This is a genomic window from Pseudoduganella dura (genome assembly GCF_009727155.1).
Taxonomy (GTDB): Bacteria; Pseudomonadota; Gammaproteobacteria; order Burkholderiales; family Burkholderiaceae_D; genus Rugamonas; species Rugamonas dura.
Window position 1 is genome coordinate 6,045,063 of record NZ_WNWM01000002.1, and the last position, 16,576, is coordinate 6,061,638.

Below are 16,576 nucleotides of genomic sequence, written 5' to 3' on the forward strand. Positions count from 1 at the left end.
AGATATGGGAATGCGCCGTCCCGCCCCCATCTGTCGACTATCCTCAACCAGTCGAAACCGACATGCGAAAGTTCCTGCAAGCCCTCGTGGTTGCCATCGTCCTGGTCCTGGGCTACGAGTTCCTGGGGCCGGTCATCGAGCGTGCCACTTATGCGGTGCGCCTGGCGGCGATGCCCAAACCGCAGGCCCTTCCGGTGCCGGTCGAGGGCGTGCGGCCGCGTGCACTGCGCGACACCTGGGGCGGCGCACGCGGCGAGGGCCGCAGGCACGAAGGCATCGACATCTTCGCCAGGCGCGGCACCCCCGTGCTGTCGAGTACCGAAGGCATTGTCGCGCAGGTCGGCACCAATCGCCTCGGCGGCCTGGTGGTGTGGGTGATGGGGCCGGGCGGCCAGCGTCATTACTATGCCCACCTCGACCGGTATTCGGACGTGGCGGCGGGCACGCGCATCCAGGCCGGCCGGGTGCTGGGTTACGTCGGCGATTCCGGCAACGCGAAGGGCACGCCGCCGCACCTGCATTACGGCGTGTACGACCTCGGCGGCGCGATCAATCCCTATCCGCTGTTGCGCTGCGAAATGGCTGCCGCCACGGCAGGGAACGGGCGAGCTTCCGCCCGGCAGATGGAGTGCTTGAGTCGGGAGCGCCCGGGCCGATAACTGGACACAGGTGCGGCGCGACCGCGCGCTTCCCGCAGCAGCCGTTGATGCCTCAAGGCACGGAACAGGCCATGCCTGCCTGCCGGGCAGGATGGGAAGGCTGCGCTTTTTCCACGGAGAAGCCATACACTTCGGCCACGCCCGTGGATGCCCCCCAGTTGGTTGCCGTGGCACGCATTTGCGCCTTGGTGGCACTGCCTCGGAACTCGTAGACGGTGAGCAGCGTAACGTCGGTGAACGCCTTCGTGGTGCTGTATTCCACGCTGACGATCGGGCTATCCGGCTTGCTGCCCGGATTGGGGATGGTTCCCGTGGAACTCTCCTGGGTCGGTTCGGCAGGCGCAGGAATGGCGATCGTATCCCCCGCGGCATTACGGGCCCTGACGGCATCGAACGGGAAAGCCGACGGACCGATCCTGACAGAGCGTACGCCGTCGCTGTCCGACACGTTGGCGACGATGCCGAACGGTTCGTTGACGTAGACGCACCGGTTGGCATATATCGAGATGGCGCCGATTTGTCCGGGCTTGGCCTTGGGGGTTTCGACTTCGATCTTCGGCGTGTTCAGGCCGGGCGTCGCATAGTGAATGCGAAAGCGCATGCTGGCGGTGGTGGTGTCCGACGGGTTCGGTACTACCTGGCAGCCGGACAGGGCGATGGCTGAGCACAACATCGATGGGATCAGTTTCACGGCAAGCCTCCATGTGGGTATCGGTCGTTCCCGGATGACGCTACGACGTGCGCCGGGGGGAGCCCGATACATGGCGCCAGCGGTCACGATGCATTGGCTGGCGATCTGCCAGGACAACAGCTATGCTGCGCTCGCCTGGGGCCCGCGTCTGTCTTGCATTGTCGCGCGCTTGTCTCCAATCGTCGCCTGATGAGCAGCGCGGGTGGCGAATTCCTGCGCAGGCGGCCCTGCCCCGCGCCGTAATCGAGCGGAGCCCGCAGGGTTGCGTGCGCCGTGCGCCGTACGGAGGTGCGTGGCTCAATCGTCCCGGCGGCGCAGCGCGTTCTCCAGCTCACGCTCCAGCCTGCGTAGCGCTTCTTCCGCCTCCAGCCGGGCCTTCAGGGCTTCGTCGGTCGCGGCGCGTGCCCGCTGCAGCTCGCGTTCGTACGCGCGCTGGCCGTTGGCGACGAAGATCGCCACATGATCCAGCACGCCGGCGTCGCCGCGGTGCCGGTCGATGTTGAGCAGCGCCGGCATGCGATGGCCGTCGCGCCGCACGAGATCGATCTGTACCTCGGAGACCGTGGAGCGCAGCTGCAGCAGCGGCTCGCAATGTGTCTGGTAGAACACGCGGCCGCCGATGCTGAGCAGGTCCTGCAGCCGCATGCCGTCCGTCAGTTCCTGCCGTGAATAGCCCAGCCAGGTCACGCTGGTGCGGTTCGCCTGCAGGATCGCGCCGCTGGCATCGGTCAGCAACAGGCCGCACGCCGCGTGCTCGAACAGCTGCGCTGGCGATGGCTGGGAGCGTGGCGGAACGTCCATGGCGTCAGCCGGTCACGCGTGCGAGGAACGGTGCCATTGCCTGCGCGCTGGCGGCCGGCGCGCTCATGTGCGGGCAGTGGCCGATATTGTCGATCAGCCGCAGTTCGCTGCCGGTCATTGCGCGGTGCGTGTAGTCGCCCACCGTGCGCGGCGCGATCATGTCCTCGGTGCATTGCAGGATCAGCGCCGGCGCGGCCGACCTGGGCAGGTCGGCGCGGTGATCGGAAAGGAAGGTGACGCGGGCGAAATGCGCGGCGATCGCGGGGTCGTTGCGGCAGAAGCTGCCCGCCAGCTCCTGCCCGAGCTCGGGCTGCCTGGGGGTGCCCATGATGGCCGGCGCCATGGCGCGCGCCCAGCCCTGGAAGTTGTCCTGCAGTGTCTGCAGCAGCTCTTCGATATCGGCCGGCGAAAAGCCGCCGCGGTAGTCACCGTCGTTAAGGAAGCATGGCGACGGGCTGACCATGATTTGCGCGACGAAGCGATCCGGTTCGCGGATCGTGGCCAGCAGCCCCACCATGGCCGCCACCGAGTGGCCCACGAACACGACCGGTCCGCTGGTGCAGGCATCTGCGATTTCCAGCACATCCGTCGCGTAGCCGTGCAGCGTGCCGTATTTGCCGCGGTCGTAAGCGCCCCAGTCCGAACCCCCGCTGCCGACGGCGTCGAACGCCACGAGCCGGTAGCGGCCTTCGAAGGCCGGCAGCAGGAACCGCCACACCGACTGGTCGCAGCCGAAGCCATGGGCGAACAGCAGGGTGGCCGGACCGCTGCCCCATGCGTTCACGTTGTTGCGTTGCTGTACGTTCATCATGTTCTCGACCGGACCGATCGGCAAGATCGCGCATCGTCATGCAGGCGCCATGAAGCCAGTGTAGCAGGCTTGCCCGCGACGGCGGCCGGGCAGCCCGGCGCCGGCGCGGCAGCCGCCGGTCAGCGCGCCGGCAGCACGGTGCCGGCGGCCTCGCCGAAACCGATGCGCGGCAGGCCGGGGCGCACGGCGCGGCCGCGCAGCACCACCGTGTCGCCATCCTCGAGGAAGGTGCGCTGCTCGCCGTTGGGCAGCATGATCGACGTCTTGCCGCCGCCGGACAGTTCGAGCAGCGAGCCGGCGCTTTCCGGTTCCGGGCCGGACATCGTGCCGGAGCCGAGCAGGTCGCCCGGCCTCAGGCCGCAGCCATTGACGGTGTGGTGCGCCACCATCTGCGCCACGCTCCAGTAGCCGTCACGGAAGTTCGACCGCGAGAGCGGCGCCGCCGGCACGTTCTGATCGCGCATGGCGGCCGTCCGCAGCAGCACTTCGAGTTCGATGTCGAACGCGCCGCTGTCGCGCAGCGCCGGGTAGTCCAGGTAAGGCAGCGGCTGCGGGTCGGCGGCGTCGCGCGTCCACGCCGCGCGGTAAGGCGCCAGCGCTTCCGTCGTCACGATCCACGGCGAGATCGTCGTCGCGAAGTTCTTGGCGAGAAAGGGCCCCAGGGGCTGGTACTCCCACGCCTGCAGGTCGCGCGCCGACCAGTCGTTCAGCAGGCACAGGCCGAACACGTGGGCCTCCGCCTCGGCGACCGGGATCGAGTCGCCGTCCGCATTGCCGGTGCCGATGAAGACGCCCACCTCCAGCTCGTAGTCGAGGCGGCGGCACGGGCCGAAGTGCGGCTCGGCGGCGCCGTTGGCCGGACGGGTCTGCCCTTTCGGGCGCGGGAACGACTGGCCGGACACGCCGATGCTGGACGCGCGGCCATGGTAGCCGATCGGCACCCACTTGTAGTTCGGCAGCAGCGGCTCGTCGGGCCGGAACAGGCGGCCGACGGTGGTGGCATGGTGGATCGACGTGTAGAAATCCGTGTAGTCGCCGATGCGGGCCGGCACCGTGAACTCGGCGTTGGACTGCGGCACCAGCGCCTGCGGCAATTGCTCCGCGCCGCTGCGCAGCAGGCGTGACAGCGCAAGGCGCAGCGCCGACCATGCCGCCGGGCCGGCCGCCATCAGCCCGTTCAGCGAGTCGCGGTTGGCCAGGGACAGTGCATCGCGGGCCTCGTCCGTGAACGCCGTGGCCGCCGCGCCGAGCGCCGCCAGGTCGAGTACCTGGTCGCCGATGGCCACGCCGCCGCGGAACGCCTCGGCGCTGCCGGCGCGCCGGAACGCGCCGAACGGCAGGTTCTGGATCGGGAAGTCGCTGCCGGCATCGTTGGCCGAGGCGACCCAGCTGGTCAGGGAAGGATCGTGGGTTTCGTTCAGTTGCATGCTCATTTGCCGCCTTATGCCTTCGATGCGTTGAAATGTTTGCCGATGCCGGCCCAGCATTCATGGTAATTCGCCTGCAGCTGCGGCGATGCCAGCGCCTGCGCGGTCGGGCGGATGATATCGCGCGTTTCGAACATGAACGCCATCGTCGCGTCGACCTTGTGGGGCCGGGTCGTATCGGCCGCGCTGGCCCTGTCGAACGTGGCGGCATCCGGGCCGTGCCCGCTCATGCAGTTGTGCAGGCTGCCGCCGCCCGGCCGGAAACCTTCGGCCTTGGCATCGTACTCGCCGGCGATCAGGCCCATGAACTCGCTGGCCACGTTGCGGTGGAACCAGGGCGGGCGGAACGTGTCTTCCGCGGCCAGCCAGCGCGGCGGGAAGATCACGAAGTCCAGCGTGTCCACCCCCGGCGTGTCGCTGGGCGACTGCAGCACCAGGAAGATCGACGGGTCCGGATGGTCGTAGCTGATCGAGCCGATCGTGTTGAAGTGCCGCAGGTCGTACTTGTACGGCGCGTAGTTGCCGTGCCAGGCGACCACGTCGAGCGGCGAATGGCCGATCGCCGCGCGCCACAGGTTGCCGGCGAACTTCGCCACCAGCTCGAAATCGCCTTCGCGGTCCTCATAGGCCGCCTGCGGCGTCAGGAAGTCGCGCGGGTTGGCCAGGCCGTTCGAGCCGATCACGCCCAGGTCAGGCAGTTGCAGCAGGGCGCCGAAGTTCTCGCAGATGTAGCCGCGCGCCTCGCCGTCGGGCAGCGTGACCTGGAAGCGCACGCCGCGCGGAATGACGGCGATTTCCTGCGGTGCCACGTCGACGATGCCCAATTCGGTGGCGATGCGCAGCCGGCCCTGCTGGGGCACGACCAGCAGTTCGCCGTCGGCATCGTAGAAAAAGCGGTCGCGCATCGGCCGGTTGGCGGCATACAGGTGGATCGCCACGCCCGCGTTGCCGGCCATCGTCACCCAGCCGTCGATGAAATCGGTGGGCAGGTCGGGTGGCGGCAGCGGCAGCGGGTCCCAGCGCAGCTGGTTCGGCGGCACGGCCACGTCGCCGAAGTGGCCGACCATCCGTCCATTGTCGAGCCGGGTGAACGGCTGGTGCACGGCGGCCGGGCGGATGCGGTACAGCCAGCTGCGGCGGTTGTGCGCCCGCGGTGCCGTGAAGGCCGTGCCGGACAACTGCTCGGCATACAGGCCATAGGCTGCGCGCTGGGGCGAATTGCGGTGCCGCGGCAGGGCGCCGGGCAGGGCCTCGGTGGCGAATTCGTTGCCGAAGCCGGACAGGTAGCCCGGATGCGGATCGGTCGTGTTCACGTGGTCTCCTCGGTGCGGTGCATGACCGGCAATGTAGACCATTTGCGTTGTGAATGCGAAAATGTGCGATATTTACGTTATCAATAGAGGGGCGATGGAACTGCGCGAACTGGACCTGAACCTGCTGGTCGTTTTCCAGGAAGTGTTCCGCGAACGGCAGATTTCCGCCGCCGCGCGCCGCCTGCGCCTGACCCAGTCGGCCGTCAGCAACGCGCTGGCGCGCCTGCGCCGCGCCACCGGCGACGAGCTGTTCGTGCGCACCGCCGCCGGCATGCAGCCCACGCCGTACGCGCAGCGCATGGCCGGACCGGTGGCGGCGGCGCTGTCGCACCTGGAACAGGCGCTCACGCCGTCCCAGCCCTTCATGCCGGCGGAAAGCCGCCGCCGGTTCAACATCGCGATGACGGACGTGGGCGAGGTGTACTTCATGCCCCGCCTGATCGAGCTGTGCGGCGCCCTGGCGCCCGGCGTGGAAATCGCCTCGGTGCGGGCCGCGATGGGCGACCAGCATGCCGGCCTGCGGGCCGAGATGGAGGCGGGCAGGATCGACCTCGCCATCGGCGCGTTCGACGACGCGCCCGGCGCGCTGTACCAGCGCCGGCTGTTCCGGCAGGAGTACGTGAGCCTGTTCCGCGCCGGCCACCCGCTGGCTGACGGGCCGCTGACGATGAAACGCTTCACCGCCGCCCGGCACCTGGTCGTGGCCGCGCTGGAAAGCCCGTACGACCGCATCAACACCGCGCTGCAGAAAGCCGGCATCCTCGCATCGGCCAGCTTCTCGGTACCGCATTTCTCGGCCGCGCCCTACATCGTCGGCGCGACCGACCTGGTCGTCACGGTACCGCGCAAGCTGGCTGAACGGGCCGCGGCGCCGTTCGGGCTCGTCTTCGTGAAATCGCCGCTGCGGCTGGCGGCGCTGCAGACCAATGTGTTCTGGCACCGGCGCTACAACCAGGACGAGGGGAATCGCTGGCTGCGCACGCTCGTGGTGGACGCTTTCGGAGAGCAGGCTGGTTCGGGACAGCCGGGCGCCAGGCCGTTCCCCTGATCTGGCTGGCGGGCGGCGATCCTGTTACCCTGACGGCTTTGCGCGACCGGCCGGGGCGCCGCCGCATCGGGCCTGGCGCCACGCCGCAGCGGTGCGGCCCGCGCCCTCCCGCCCCGCGCCAACCGCCAGGAGGTACGATGCTCGTCAGCTTTACCATTTTGCTGTTGTTCCAATGCGTGGGAGAGGGCATCGTGTATGTGCTGAACCTGCCGATCCCGGGGCCGGTTGCCGGCATGCTGCTGCTGTTCGGCGCCTTGCTCGCGGCGCCGGCATTGCAACGCAGGATCGAAACCGATGCCAACGAACTGCTGCGGCATCTGTCGCTGCTGTTCGTGCCGGCCGGCGTCGGCATCGTCGCCGCCGCTTCGAGCGGCAGCGGCCACTGGCTGGCGCTGCTGGCGGGGATGATCGGCAGCACGGTGCTCACGCTGGCCGTCACGGCATTGGTGCTGCGCGCGGCAAGCCCGAAAGGCCCCGATGCTTGAGCTGGCCGAACTGCGCTCGTTCTGGGTCTACCTGTCCGCATCGCCGCTGCTGGGATTGACGGTCACGTTGTGCGCCTACGCGGTGGCCCAGGCCATCTATACCCGTTGCCGCTTCTCGCCGCTGGCCAACCCGGTGGCGATCGCGATCGCGCTGGTGTGCGGGGTGCTGTGGTTGTCCGGCATGTCCTACGAGCGCTACTTCGCCGGCGCCCAGTTCGTGCATTTCCTGCTCGGGCCCGCCACCGTGGCGCTGGCCGTGCCGCTGGTACGCCAGCTGCCGCGCCTGCGCCAGGCCCTGGGGCCGTTGAGCCTTGCGCTGGTGTGCGGCTCCGCCACGGCCATCGCCTCCGCGGTCTGCATCACCGTCGCCTTCGGCGGCACCGCAGAACTGGCCCGTTCGATCGGGCCGAAGTCGGCCACCACGCCGATCGCGATGGCGGTGTCGGAAAGGCTGGGCGGCCTGCCGTCGCTGACGGCGGTCATGGTGATCGGTACCGGCATCTTCGGCGCCGTGACGGCGCGCTTCCTGTTCGGCTGGATGAAGATCGCTTCCCACGAGGTGCGCGGCTTCGCGCTGGGTGTCGCTTCCCACGGCATCGGTACCGCGCGGGCGTTCCAGGTCAGTGCCGAGATGGGCGCGTTCGCCGGCCTGGGCATGGGCCTGAACGGCGTGCTGACGGCACTGCTCGCGCCATGGCTCATCCCGCTGGTGCTGCGCTGGCTGGGCGTGTAGGACACCGCACCGCCGCCATTTTGTTGCTCTTGAGCTACAACGATTGCGTTACTTATTGCAGCGCCATGGCGCCGTGATATTCTGCCGGCTCGACGGCCGAAAAAACGCCGAAACCCCGTTTATTGTTTTTTCGGCCCGCCGTGTCCTCGTCCAGTCACATTCTCCGCAATCTGCTATTGCGCCGCGCGCCCGTTGCCGGCATTCGGCGCATGTCCCGCATATCCACGGCACGGGCAACCGCATGGTGCCTGATCGCGCTCACCATCTTCCTGGTCGTCCTCGAAGCCTGGAGTCGCCACACCGCCTATAGGAGTCTGCTCGCGCAGAACAGCATCGCGGTGGAGAACGTGGCGCAGGCCGCCGAAGAACATGTCGAAGGTGCGATGAACACAGTCTCGTGGCTGCTCGACGGCATCGTCGAGCGGGTGGAGACGGATGGCATCGAGCCGGGCGAGCAGGGGCGCCTGCAGGACTACCTGACGACGCGGCTGAACAAGAAGAACTCGGCGCTGCAGGGCCTGTTCGTGCACGACGCGCGTGGCGCACTGCTGGTCGCCACGGACGCGCACTGGGCGAGGGGCGTCACCGCGGCCGGTCGCGCCTATTTCGACCATCACCGCCTGCGTGCCGATCGCGAGCTGCACATCGGGCCGCCCATCGTCAGCCGGATCACCGGCGAATGGGTCATCACGCTGTCGCGCCGCTGGAACGATCGCGAGGGCCGCTTCGCCGGCATCGTGCTGGCAACGATCCCGGTAAGATACTTCGAGCAATACTATGATCGTTTTTCAGTCGGCAAGCAGGGCAGCCTGATGCTGGCTCTTGCCGACGGCACGGTCGTGGCTGGCCGTCCGGCAGGCAAGGGCCTCATCGGTACCTCTGCCGCCGGTACCCCGTTCTTTGCGTTCGCGCAGCGCAGCGGTCCGCGCGGTACCGCCATGCTCAAGGCCCATTTCGACCAGACCGAGCGGCTGATGAGCTACCGGCGCGTGGAAGACTATCCGCTGATGGTGGTGGCGGCGCTGGCGAAGGAGGAAATCCTGGCCAGCTGGTGGGAGGTGACACGGCGGGAATGCGCCGCGATCGGCGTCATGCTGGCAATGGTATGCGTGCTGGGCGGCTGGCTGGTGTCGCACATTCGCCTCAAGCAGCGTTTGCAGCACCAGCTGCAGCTGGCGCAGGCCGACCTGCAGGCAAAGAACGCCACGCTGGATCGCCTGGCGCGCACCGACGCGCTGACCGGCCTGGACAACCGCCGGCACTTCGACGAACGCATGGCTGCCGAGACGGCGCGCGCGGCGCGCGAGGGCACATGCGTGTCGCTGGTGCTGGTCGATATCGATTTCTTCAAGCGCTACAACGATATGCATGGCCACACCGCCGGCGACGATTGCCTGCGCATCGTGGCCGCCGCGCTCGGCAGCGCGGCCCACCGTCCCGCAGACATGGCGGCGCGCTACGGTGGCGAAGAGTTCGCGATCCTGTTACCCGGTACCGACGGCGACGGTGCCTTGCAGGTTGCCGAGTCGGCGCGGGCCGCCGTTCGCTCGCTGGCGTTGCCGCATGAAGCCAATACTGCCGGGATCGTCACGATCAGCGCCGGTGTGGCTTCCTTCTTTCCCGACGACGCGGATGAAGCCCGCGCCCTGATCGAAGCGGCGGACGGTGCGCTGTACCGCGCCAAGGAAGCGGGGCGAAATCGTGTCGAAGCCGCGTCGACGCGGCCAGGCGGCGCTACCCCTGCGTGCCGCCGGCCGGGCTGACGGCGATCTGCAGCGTGGCCCGCAGGCCGGGCCGGTTGTCGAACAGCAGCAGGGCGCCGCCATGCAGCCGGGCCACCGCCGACACCACGCTCAACCCCAGCCCAACGCCCGGCGTGCCGCGGCTGACATCGCCCCGGTAGAACCGTTCCACGACGCGCGGGCGCTCGTCCTCGGCGATGCCCGGACCGTTGTCGGCCACCAGGATCTCCACCGTATCGCGCTGCGGCTGGTGCGCGGAAATGGCGATCATGCCGCCTTCGGGCGCGAATTTCAGCGCGTTTTCCACCAGGTTGCCCAATGCCTGCGCCAGCAGCACCGGGTCGCCGATGGCGCACAGCGCGCCGCGCGGCGCGAAGTCGAGCGTAATGTTCTTCAGTTCGGCCACCGGCGCATAGAACTCGGCCACCTCGGCCGCCAGCTTCGCCACGTCCACCTGGACGAAACCGTTGCGGCGGCTGCCGCTGTCGATCTCGGCCAGCCGCAGCAGCGCATTGAAGATCTTCATCACCCGGTCGACATCGTTGATAGCGGCGTCGATCTCGGCATACGTTTCTTCCTCGCCCGGCCGCGTGACGGACAGCTCCTCGAGCCGCGCGCGCAGTTCGGACAGCGGCGTGCGCAGGTCGTGGGCGATCGCGTTCGACACATCCTGCACGCCGGTCACCAGGTGTTCGATCTGGTCCAGCATGCGGTTCACGGTGCGGGTCAGCAGCTGCAGTTCGTCGCCGTCGCGCGGTTCCTTCAGGCGGCGCGACAGCTTGCCTTCGATGATGGCGGCGGTGGTCTGGCTGATGCCCTGCACGCGGGTGAGCAGCGCGCGCCGGATCAGCACGCCACCCAGCGCGGCACCGCCCAGCACCGCCGCGCCGCAGCCGAGCAGGCCGTAGACGAACAGGCGTTCCAGTTCGTCGAAGCGATTCAGGTTGCTGGCGATGAGCAGCCGGTAGCCGTTGCCGAGCGTCACGCGCACCAGTTCGATCCGGCGCTCCGCGCCGTCGATGCGGATCGTGGCCGAACCGGTGCCGTCGCGGTCCGGCAAGCCTTCCGGCCAGCCGGGCAGGTTGCCGGCCAGTTTCACGCCGTTCGGCGCCATGAAGAGGATGATCTTGCGCACGCCGTCGTTGGTGCCGACCACCTGGCTGTCGATGGCGGCGGTCAGCGCGAACGGCCCGCCGCGCTCGAACAGGTTGGCCAGCCGCTGCGAATCCGAGACGATCAGCTCCGTGCGCACTTCCTGGATATTGGTATGCCACGCGTACCACAGCGGACCGGCGAACATCGCCAGCACCACCAGGCTGACGAGCGCATAGCCGATGGCGATGGTGCGGGCGGAAAAGCCGGGCAGCCTCACCATGGTCATGGCTGGTCGGTGAGCATGTAGCCGCTGTTGCGCACCGTGCGCAGCAGGGGTTTGCCGAAGCCGGCATCGATCTTTTGCCGCAGCTTGCTGATGTGGACGTCGATCACGTTGGTCTGCGGGTCGAAGTGGTAGTCCCACACGTTCTCCAGCAGCATGGTGCGGGTGACCACCTGGTTGGCATGGCGGACCAGGTATTCGAGCAGCTTGAATTCGCGTGGCTGCAGCGTGACCGGCTTGCCGGCGCGGGTGACCTTGTGGGCCAGCATGTCCACCGTCAGGTCGCCCAGGGTCATCGTCGTTTCGACCGCCTGGTGCTGCGAGCGTCGCAGCAGCGCATCGAGCCGGGCCAGCAGTTCGCCGAACGCGAAGGGCTTGACCAGGTAATCGTCGCCGCCGCTCTTCAGGCCGAGGATGCGGTCGTCCACGCCGTCGAGCGCGGACAGGATCAGGATCGGCACGCGGTTGCCGCCCTGGCGCAGCGCCTCGACGATGGCCAGGCCATCGATCCCGCCGGGCAGCATGCGGTCCATCACGATCGCGTCGTACGGTTCGCTGACGGCGTGGTACATGCCGTCGCGGCCGTTGTCGGCGTGATCGACGGTGTGGCCCGCTTCGGTCAGGCCTTTCCTGACGAAGCGTGCCACGCGCTCGTTGTCTTCGACGAGTAGTAGTTTCATGGTTGTGCGGGGGCCTTTCGGGAAAACCGGTGTCCGACACCTTTTTCTGGAAAAGTCATCCAGAAAAAAGTGTCCGGCACCGGTGCTGCCAGCGGCCAGGCATCCAGCCGCCAGGTGTCTGCAGAGGCATCAGGAGGCCGGTATGGCGGCACCCGCATCCGCGGCGGCCGGCGCATCGCCGGTGCGCCCGATCCAGCCGCCGCCCAGCGCGCGGTACAGGCCGACGAGCGCGGCCAGCTGGTTCTGGCGCGCCGCGATCAGCGAGATGCGGGCATTGTACAGGTCCGTTTTCGCCGTCAGCACGGTCAGGTAGTCGTTGACGCCGTTCGTGTACAGCATCTCCGCCAGCTCCAGCCGGCGCTGCTGGGCGGCGGCATCGCGGCGCCGCGCCTGCAGCTCCACGTCGTAGGTGCCGCGCGCGGCCAGGCCGTCCGCCACTTCGCGGAATGCCGTCTGCACCGTCTTGCGGTATTGCGCCACGCCGATGTCGCGCGCGATGCGGGCGCTGTCCAGGCTGGCCTGGCGCGCGCCGCCGTCGAACAGCGGCAGCACCAGGCTCGGCGCCAGCGACCACGCGCCGGTGCCGGCCTCGAACAGGTTGCCCAGCGCGGAGCTGGCGGTACCCGCGGCGGCCGTCAGCCCGATCGACGGGAAGAACGCGGCGCGGGCCGCGCCGATGTTGGCGTATTCGGCGCGCAGCAGCGCCTCGGCCTGCAGCACATCCGGACGGCGCAGCAACAGGTCCGACGGCAGGCCGGCCGGGATATCGGCCAGCAGGCGTTGCGTGTCCAGCGGCGTCGTGGAGGCAGCGCTGGCGCCCTCCGCGGGCGGCAGCGGCTGGCCGAGCAGCACCGCCAGCGCGTTTTCGGCCTGGGCCCGCAGGCGCTGCTGGGCCGCGTGGTTGGCCTGCGCCTGCTGCAGCGTGCCCTGCGCCAGCGTTTCATCGAGCTCGGACGTGGTGCCGGTATCGAACTGCAGCTTGACGATGCGGTACGACTCGCGCGCCGCCGCCATGGTTTCCTCGGTGACGGCCAGCTGCTCGTCGTAGGCCAGCATGGCCAGATACTGCTCGGCCACCTGCGCCACCAGCAGGATGTGCGCGGCCTGGCGGCCGTAGGCGCTGGCCAGGTATTGTTCGCGGGCGCTGTCGGTCAGGCTTTGCAGGCGGCCGAACAGGTCCAGCTCCCATGCCGCCTCGAACCGCACGGCGTTATTGTGCGTCACGGCGCGGTTGCGGCTGGCGTCGCTGGCGCTGGCGGCGTTGTTCCGGCCGTTCGTGCCCGATGCTTCCAGGTTCACCTGGGGCAGGGCCGCGCCACGCTGCGATTGCAGCAGCGCGCGGGCCTGGCCGACGCGCAGCAGTGCCACGCGCAGGTCCTGGTTGTTGGCCAGCGCGACGCCGACCAGTTGGCGCAGGCGCTCGTCGACCAGGAAATCCTGCCAGCCCGTATCGGCGGCCGGCGTGGTGTTCGCCGCCACCGCGGCCGATGCCGAAGCCGATGCGGGGTGCGATCCCATATAGGCCGGGCCGGCCGGATACGCGGCCGGAACCGCGCCGGCGGGCCGCTCGTAGGCCGGCTGCAGCGCGCAGCCGGAAGCCAGCAACGCCGCGGCGGCCAGCGGGAGCCATTTCACTATCCGGTTCATCACTTCACCTCCTGCGCAGCCACGGCCGCTGCCGGTAATCTGTGCGCCTTGCCGTCCTTGATCTTCCCGGCGATGAGCACGAAGAACAGCGGGATCATGAACGTGGCCAGGAACGTGGCCGTGAGCATGCCGCCGATCACGCCGATGCCCAGCGCGTTCTGGCTGGCGGCGCCGGCGCCGCTGGCGATCGCCAGCGGCAGCACGCCGAGCACGAAGGCCATCGACGTCATCAGGATCGGGCGCAGCCGCAGCTTGGCCGCTTCCATCACCGCCTCCATCACGCCCTTGCCCTCCATCTGCAGTTCGCGGGCGAATTCCACGATCAGGATCGCGTTCTTGGCCGACAGGCCGATCGTGGTCAGCAGGCCGACCTGGAAGAACACGTCGTTCTCCAGGCCGAACAGCGTGGCCGCGCCCAGCGCGCCGAGCACGCCGATCGGCACCACCATGATCACCGAGACGGGAATCGCCCAGCTTTCATACAGCGCCGCCAGGCACAGGAACACCACCAGGATCGACAGGCCGTACAGCAGCGGCGCCTGGGCACCGGCCTGCGATTCCTGCAGCGAGATGCCGCTCCACTCGTAGCCGATGCCTTCCGGCAGTTCGCCCACCAGGCGATCCATGATCTTCATCGCTTCGCCGGTGCTGTGGCCGGCCGCCGGCTGGCCCAGGATCTCGGCCGAGGCGATGCCGTTGTAGCGCTGCACGGCCGGCGCGCCCCATGCCCAGCGGGCGCTGGCGAACGCGGAGAACGGCACCATGTCGCCGGCGCCGTTGCGCACGTGGAGCAGGCGGATATCGTCCGGGTTCATGCGGAACTGGGCATCGGCCTGCACGTACACGCGCTTGATCCGGTTGTCCGTGTCGAAGAAGTTGTTGATGTAGCGCGATCCCCAGGCGGTCGAGAAGGTCTGGTCCACGTCCGACAGGTTCACGCCCAGCGCGGCCGCCTTTTCGCGGTCGATGTCGATCTTGTAGGTGGCGTTGTCGGCCTGGCCGGTGAAGCGCACGCGGGAGAGGGCCGGCTCGTCCTTCGCCAGGTCGAGCAGCTGGTCGCGCGCCTTCGCCAGCGCTTCGTGGCCAAGGCCGCCGCGATCCTGCAGCTGCAGCGAGAAACCGGTGGCCGAACCCAGGCCGCGGATCGGCGGCGGCTCCACCGGCGTCACCTGCGCGCCCTGGTAGTCGGCGTAGCGGGCCGCGATGCGGCTGCTCAGGGCGCCCACCGACAGCTCCCTGTCTTTCCTTTCGTCCCACGATTTCAGGCGCACGAACAGGCGGCCCTGGTTCTGGCCCCGGTTCGGCTGGCTGGCGCCATTGGTCATGAAGGTGGAATCGACCATCGCCTTTTCATCGTTCAGCAGGTACTGGTTGATTTCCTCCAGCACCTTGCCGGTGGTTTCCAGCGTGCTGCCGGCGGGCGTCTGCACCTGCACGAACATGTAGCCCTGGTCTTCCTTCGGCAGGAAGCCCCCCGGCAGGCGCAGGAACAGCAGCGCCACCACGCCGAGCAGCACCGCGTACAGCGCCATCCACACGCCGCGCCGGCGCACGATGGCGCCCACGCCGCCCAGGTAGCGGTCGCGGCTGCGGTCGAAACCGCGGTTGAACCAGCCGAAGAAGCCGCCTTTTTCATGGTGGCCCGGGTCCGGGCGCCTGAGCATGGTGGCGCACAGCGCCGGCGTCAGCGTCAGCGCGATGAACACCGACAGCAGCATCGAGGCCACCACCGTCAGCGAGAATTCGCGGTAGATCGCGCCCACCGTGCCGCTGGAAAACGCCACCGGCACGAACACGGCCGAAATGACCAGCGCCACGCCGACCAGCGCGCTGGTGATCTGGCCCATCGCCTTTTCGGTGGCTTCATATGGCCCCAGGCCGTCCTCGTGCATCACCCGTTCGACGTTTTCCACGACCACGATCGCATCGTCGACCAGCAGGCCGATGGCCAGCACGAGGCCGAACATCGACAGCGTGTTGACGGTGAAGCCCAGCGCCGACATGATGCCGAAGGTGCCGAGCAACACGACCGGCACGGTGATCGACGGGATCAGCGTGGCGCGGAAATTCTGCAGGAACAGGTACATCACGAGGAACACCAGCGCGATGCCCTCGAACAGCGTGACCACCACTTCGTGGATCGACACCTCGATGAACGGCGTGATGTCGTTCGGGTACACCACCTTCAGGCCATGCGGGAAGAAGGCCTTCAACTCGTCGAGACGGGCGCGCACCGCGTCGGCCGTGGTCAGCGCGTTGGCGCCGGGCGCGAGCTGGATGCCCACGCCGGACGCGGACTTGCCGCTGTAGCGCACGTCGACGTTGTAGTTTTCCGGGCCGAGGGCCACGCGCGCCACGTCGCCGATGCGCACGCTCGAACCGTCGGGCTGCACCTTCAGCAGGATGCGGCGGAATTCCTCGGGGGTGCGCAGCAGGCTGGCCTGGTTGATCGTGGCGGAGAGGGTCTGGCCGGCCACGGCGGGCGAGCCGCCCAGCTGGCCGCCGGAGATCTGCACGTTCTGCGCCTGGATCGCGCGGTTCACGTCCAGCGGCGTGAGCGCGTAGCCGTTCAGCTTCACCGGGTCGAGCCAGATGCGCATCGCGTACTGGGTGCCGAACACGTTCAGGCTGCCCACGCCGGGAATGCGCGACAGCGGGTCCTGGATGTTCGATGCCACGTAGTTGGCGATGTCGAACTTGGTCATGCTGTTGTCTTCCGAGACGAACGCCGCCACCATCAGGAAGTCGCTCGTCGATTTCGTCACGCGCAGGCCCGATTGCTGCACCTCGGAAGGCAGCCGCGGCTCGGCCGCGCGCAGTTTGTTCTGCACCTGCACCTGGGCGATGTCCGGATCGGTGCCGGCCGCGAACGTCAGCGTGGTGGTCGACTGCCCCGTGTCGTCGCTGGTGGACGTCATGTACAGCAGGTTGTCGATCGCCGTCATCTGCTGCTCGATCACCTGCACCACGGTGTTGGCCATGGTTTCGGCGGAGGCGCCGGGGAAGGTGGCCTGGATCTGCACGGAAGGGGGCGATACGGGCGGATACTGCTCGACCGGCATCTTGAACAGCGCGATGCCGCCGACCAGCATGATCAGCAGCGAAATCACGATCGCGAAGATGGGCCGCTGGATGAAGAATTTAGCCATGCGTCATCGTCC

The 16,576-nt window shown here is 68.4% G+C and carries 14 protein-coding genes; 5 read left to right on the forward strand and 9 right to left on the reverse strand.

Features of this window, described 5'->3' with window-relative positions; translation table 11 throughout:
• The first annotated feature begins 62 nt into the window (after positions 1–62).
• Positions 63–659: a M23 family metallopeptidase gene (locus GJV26_RS26310; RefSeq protein ID WP_155711571.1), complete on the forward strand. Its 597-nt coding sequence runs from the start codon at positions 63–65 to the stop codon at positions 657–659.
• A gap of 52 nt (positions 660–711) precedes the next feature.
• Here the strand turns inward: GJV26_RS26310 and GJV26_RS26315 are convergent, their stop codons facing one another.
• From GJV26_RS26315 to hmgA, 5 genes are all read right to left on the reverse strand, one after another.
• Positions 712–1,350, reverse strand: a complete 639-nt coding sequence (locus GJV26_RS26315) for a hypothetical protein (protein ID WP_155711572.1) — start codon at positions 1,348–1,350, stop codon at positions 712–714.
• A 297-nt stretch (positions 1,351–1,647) separates the two neighbouring features.
• Positions 1,648–2,151: a PAS domain S-box protein gene (locus GJV26_RS26320; protein ID WP_155711573.1), complete on the reverse strand. Its 504-nt coding sequence runs from the start codon at positions 2,149–2,151 to the stop codon at positions 1,648–1,650.
• A gap of 4 nt (positions 2,152–2,155) precedes the next feature.
• Entirely contained in the window at positions 2,156–2,959 is an 804-nt protein-coding gene (locus GJV26_RS26325) for an alpha/beta fold hydrolase (RefSeq protein ID WP_155712741.1), read from the reverse strand.
• Positions 2,960–3,081: 122 nt separating this feature from the next.
• Positions 3,082–4,395 (reverse strand): fumarylacetoacetase, encoded by a 1,314-nt coding sequence (gene fahA / locus GJV26_RS26330; RefSeq protein ID WP_155711574.1) that lies wholly within the window; start codon positions 4,393–4,395, stop codon positions 3,082–3,084.
• A gap of 8 nt (positions 4,396–4,403) precedes the next feature.
• Positions 4,404–5,702 carry a homogentisate 1,2-dioxygenase gene (hmgA, locus tag GJV26_RS26335; RefSeq protein ID WP_229427936.1) on the reverse strand — a complete coding sequence of 433 codons (1,299 nt, stop codon included), beginning with the start codon at positions 5,700–5,702 and terminating at the stop codon, positions 4,404–4,406.
• A 94-nt stretch (positions 5,703–5,796) separates the two neighbouring features.
• Here hmgA and GJV26_RS26340 point away from each other — a divergent pair, with 94 nt between their 5' ends.
• From GJV26_RS26340 to GJV26_RS26355, 4 genes are all read left to right on the forward strand, one after another.
• Positions 5,797–6,750 carry a LysR family transcriptional regulator gene (locus tag GJV26_RS26340; RefSeq protein WP_155711576.1) on the forward strand — a complete coding sequence of 318 codons (954 nt, stop codon included), beginning with the start codon at positions 5,797–5,799 and terminating at the stop codon, positions 6,748–6,750.
• A gap of 137 nt (positions 6,751–6,887) precedes the next feature.
• Positions 6,888–7,235: a CidA/LrgA family protein gene (locus GJV26_RS26345; RefSeq protein WP_155711577.1), complete on the forward strand. Its 348-nt coding sequence runs from the start codon at positions 6,888–6,890 to the stop codon at positions 7,233–7,235.
• Entirely contained in the window at positions 7,228–7,968 is a 741-nt protein-coding gene (locus GJV26_RS26350) for an LrgB family protein (protein WP_155711578.1), read from the forward strand. Before GJV26_RS26345 ends, GJV26_RS26350 begins: the two co-directional genes overlap by 8 nt.
• Positions 7,969–8,177: 209 nt before the next feature.
• Positions 8,178–9,731: a sensor domain-containing diguanylate cyclase gene (locus GJV26_RS26355; RefSeq protein ID WP_155711579.1), complete on the forward strand. Its 1,554-nt coding sequence runs from the start codon at positions 8,178–8,180 to the stop codon at positions 9,729–9,731.
• Here the strand turns inward: GJV26_RS26355 and GJV26_RS26360 are convergent.
• The 4 genes from GJV26_RS26360 to GJV26_RS26375 form a co-directional block, all read right to left on the reverse strand.
• On the reverse strand, positions 9,703–11,091 hold the full coding sequence (locus tag GJV26_RS26360) for a sensor histidine kinase (RefSeq protein WP_229419461.1): 1,389 nt from the start codon (positions 11,089–11,091) through the stop codon (positions 9,703–9,705). The two genes, GJV26_RS26355 and GJV26_RS26360, sit on opposite strands and share 29 nt — an antisense overlap.
• The gene (locus GJV26_RS26365) at positions 11,088–11,768 is read right to left on the reverse strand and encodes a winged helix-turn-helix domain-containing protein (protein WP_155711580.1); all 681 of its coding nucleotides are present in this window, start codon (positions 11,766–11,768) and stop codon (positions 11,088–11,090) included. The genes GJV26_RS26360 and GJV26_RS26365 overlap by 4 nt, the downstream gene beginning before the upstream one ends.
• 129 nt (positions 11,769–11,897) lie before the next feature.
• On the reverse strand, positions 11,898–13,415 hold the full coding sequence (locus GJV26_RS26370; RefSeq protein WP_155712743.1) for an efflux transporter outer membrane subunit: 1,518 nt from the start codon (positions 13,413–13,415) through the stop codon (positions 11,898–11,900).
• Complete coding sequence (locus tag GJV26_RS26375; protein WP_155711581.1) at positions 13,415–16,564, reverse strand: efflux RND transporter permease subunit; 3,150 nt, start codon at positions 16,562–16,564, stop codon at positions 13,415–13,417. The genes GJV26_RS26370 and GJV26_RS26375 overlap by 1 nt, the downstream gene beginning before the upstream one ends.
• Between the last annotated feature and the right edge of the window lie 12 nt (positions 16,565–16,576).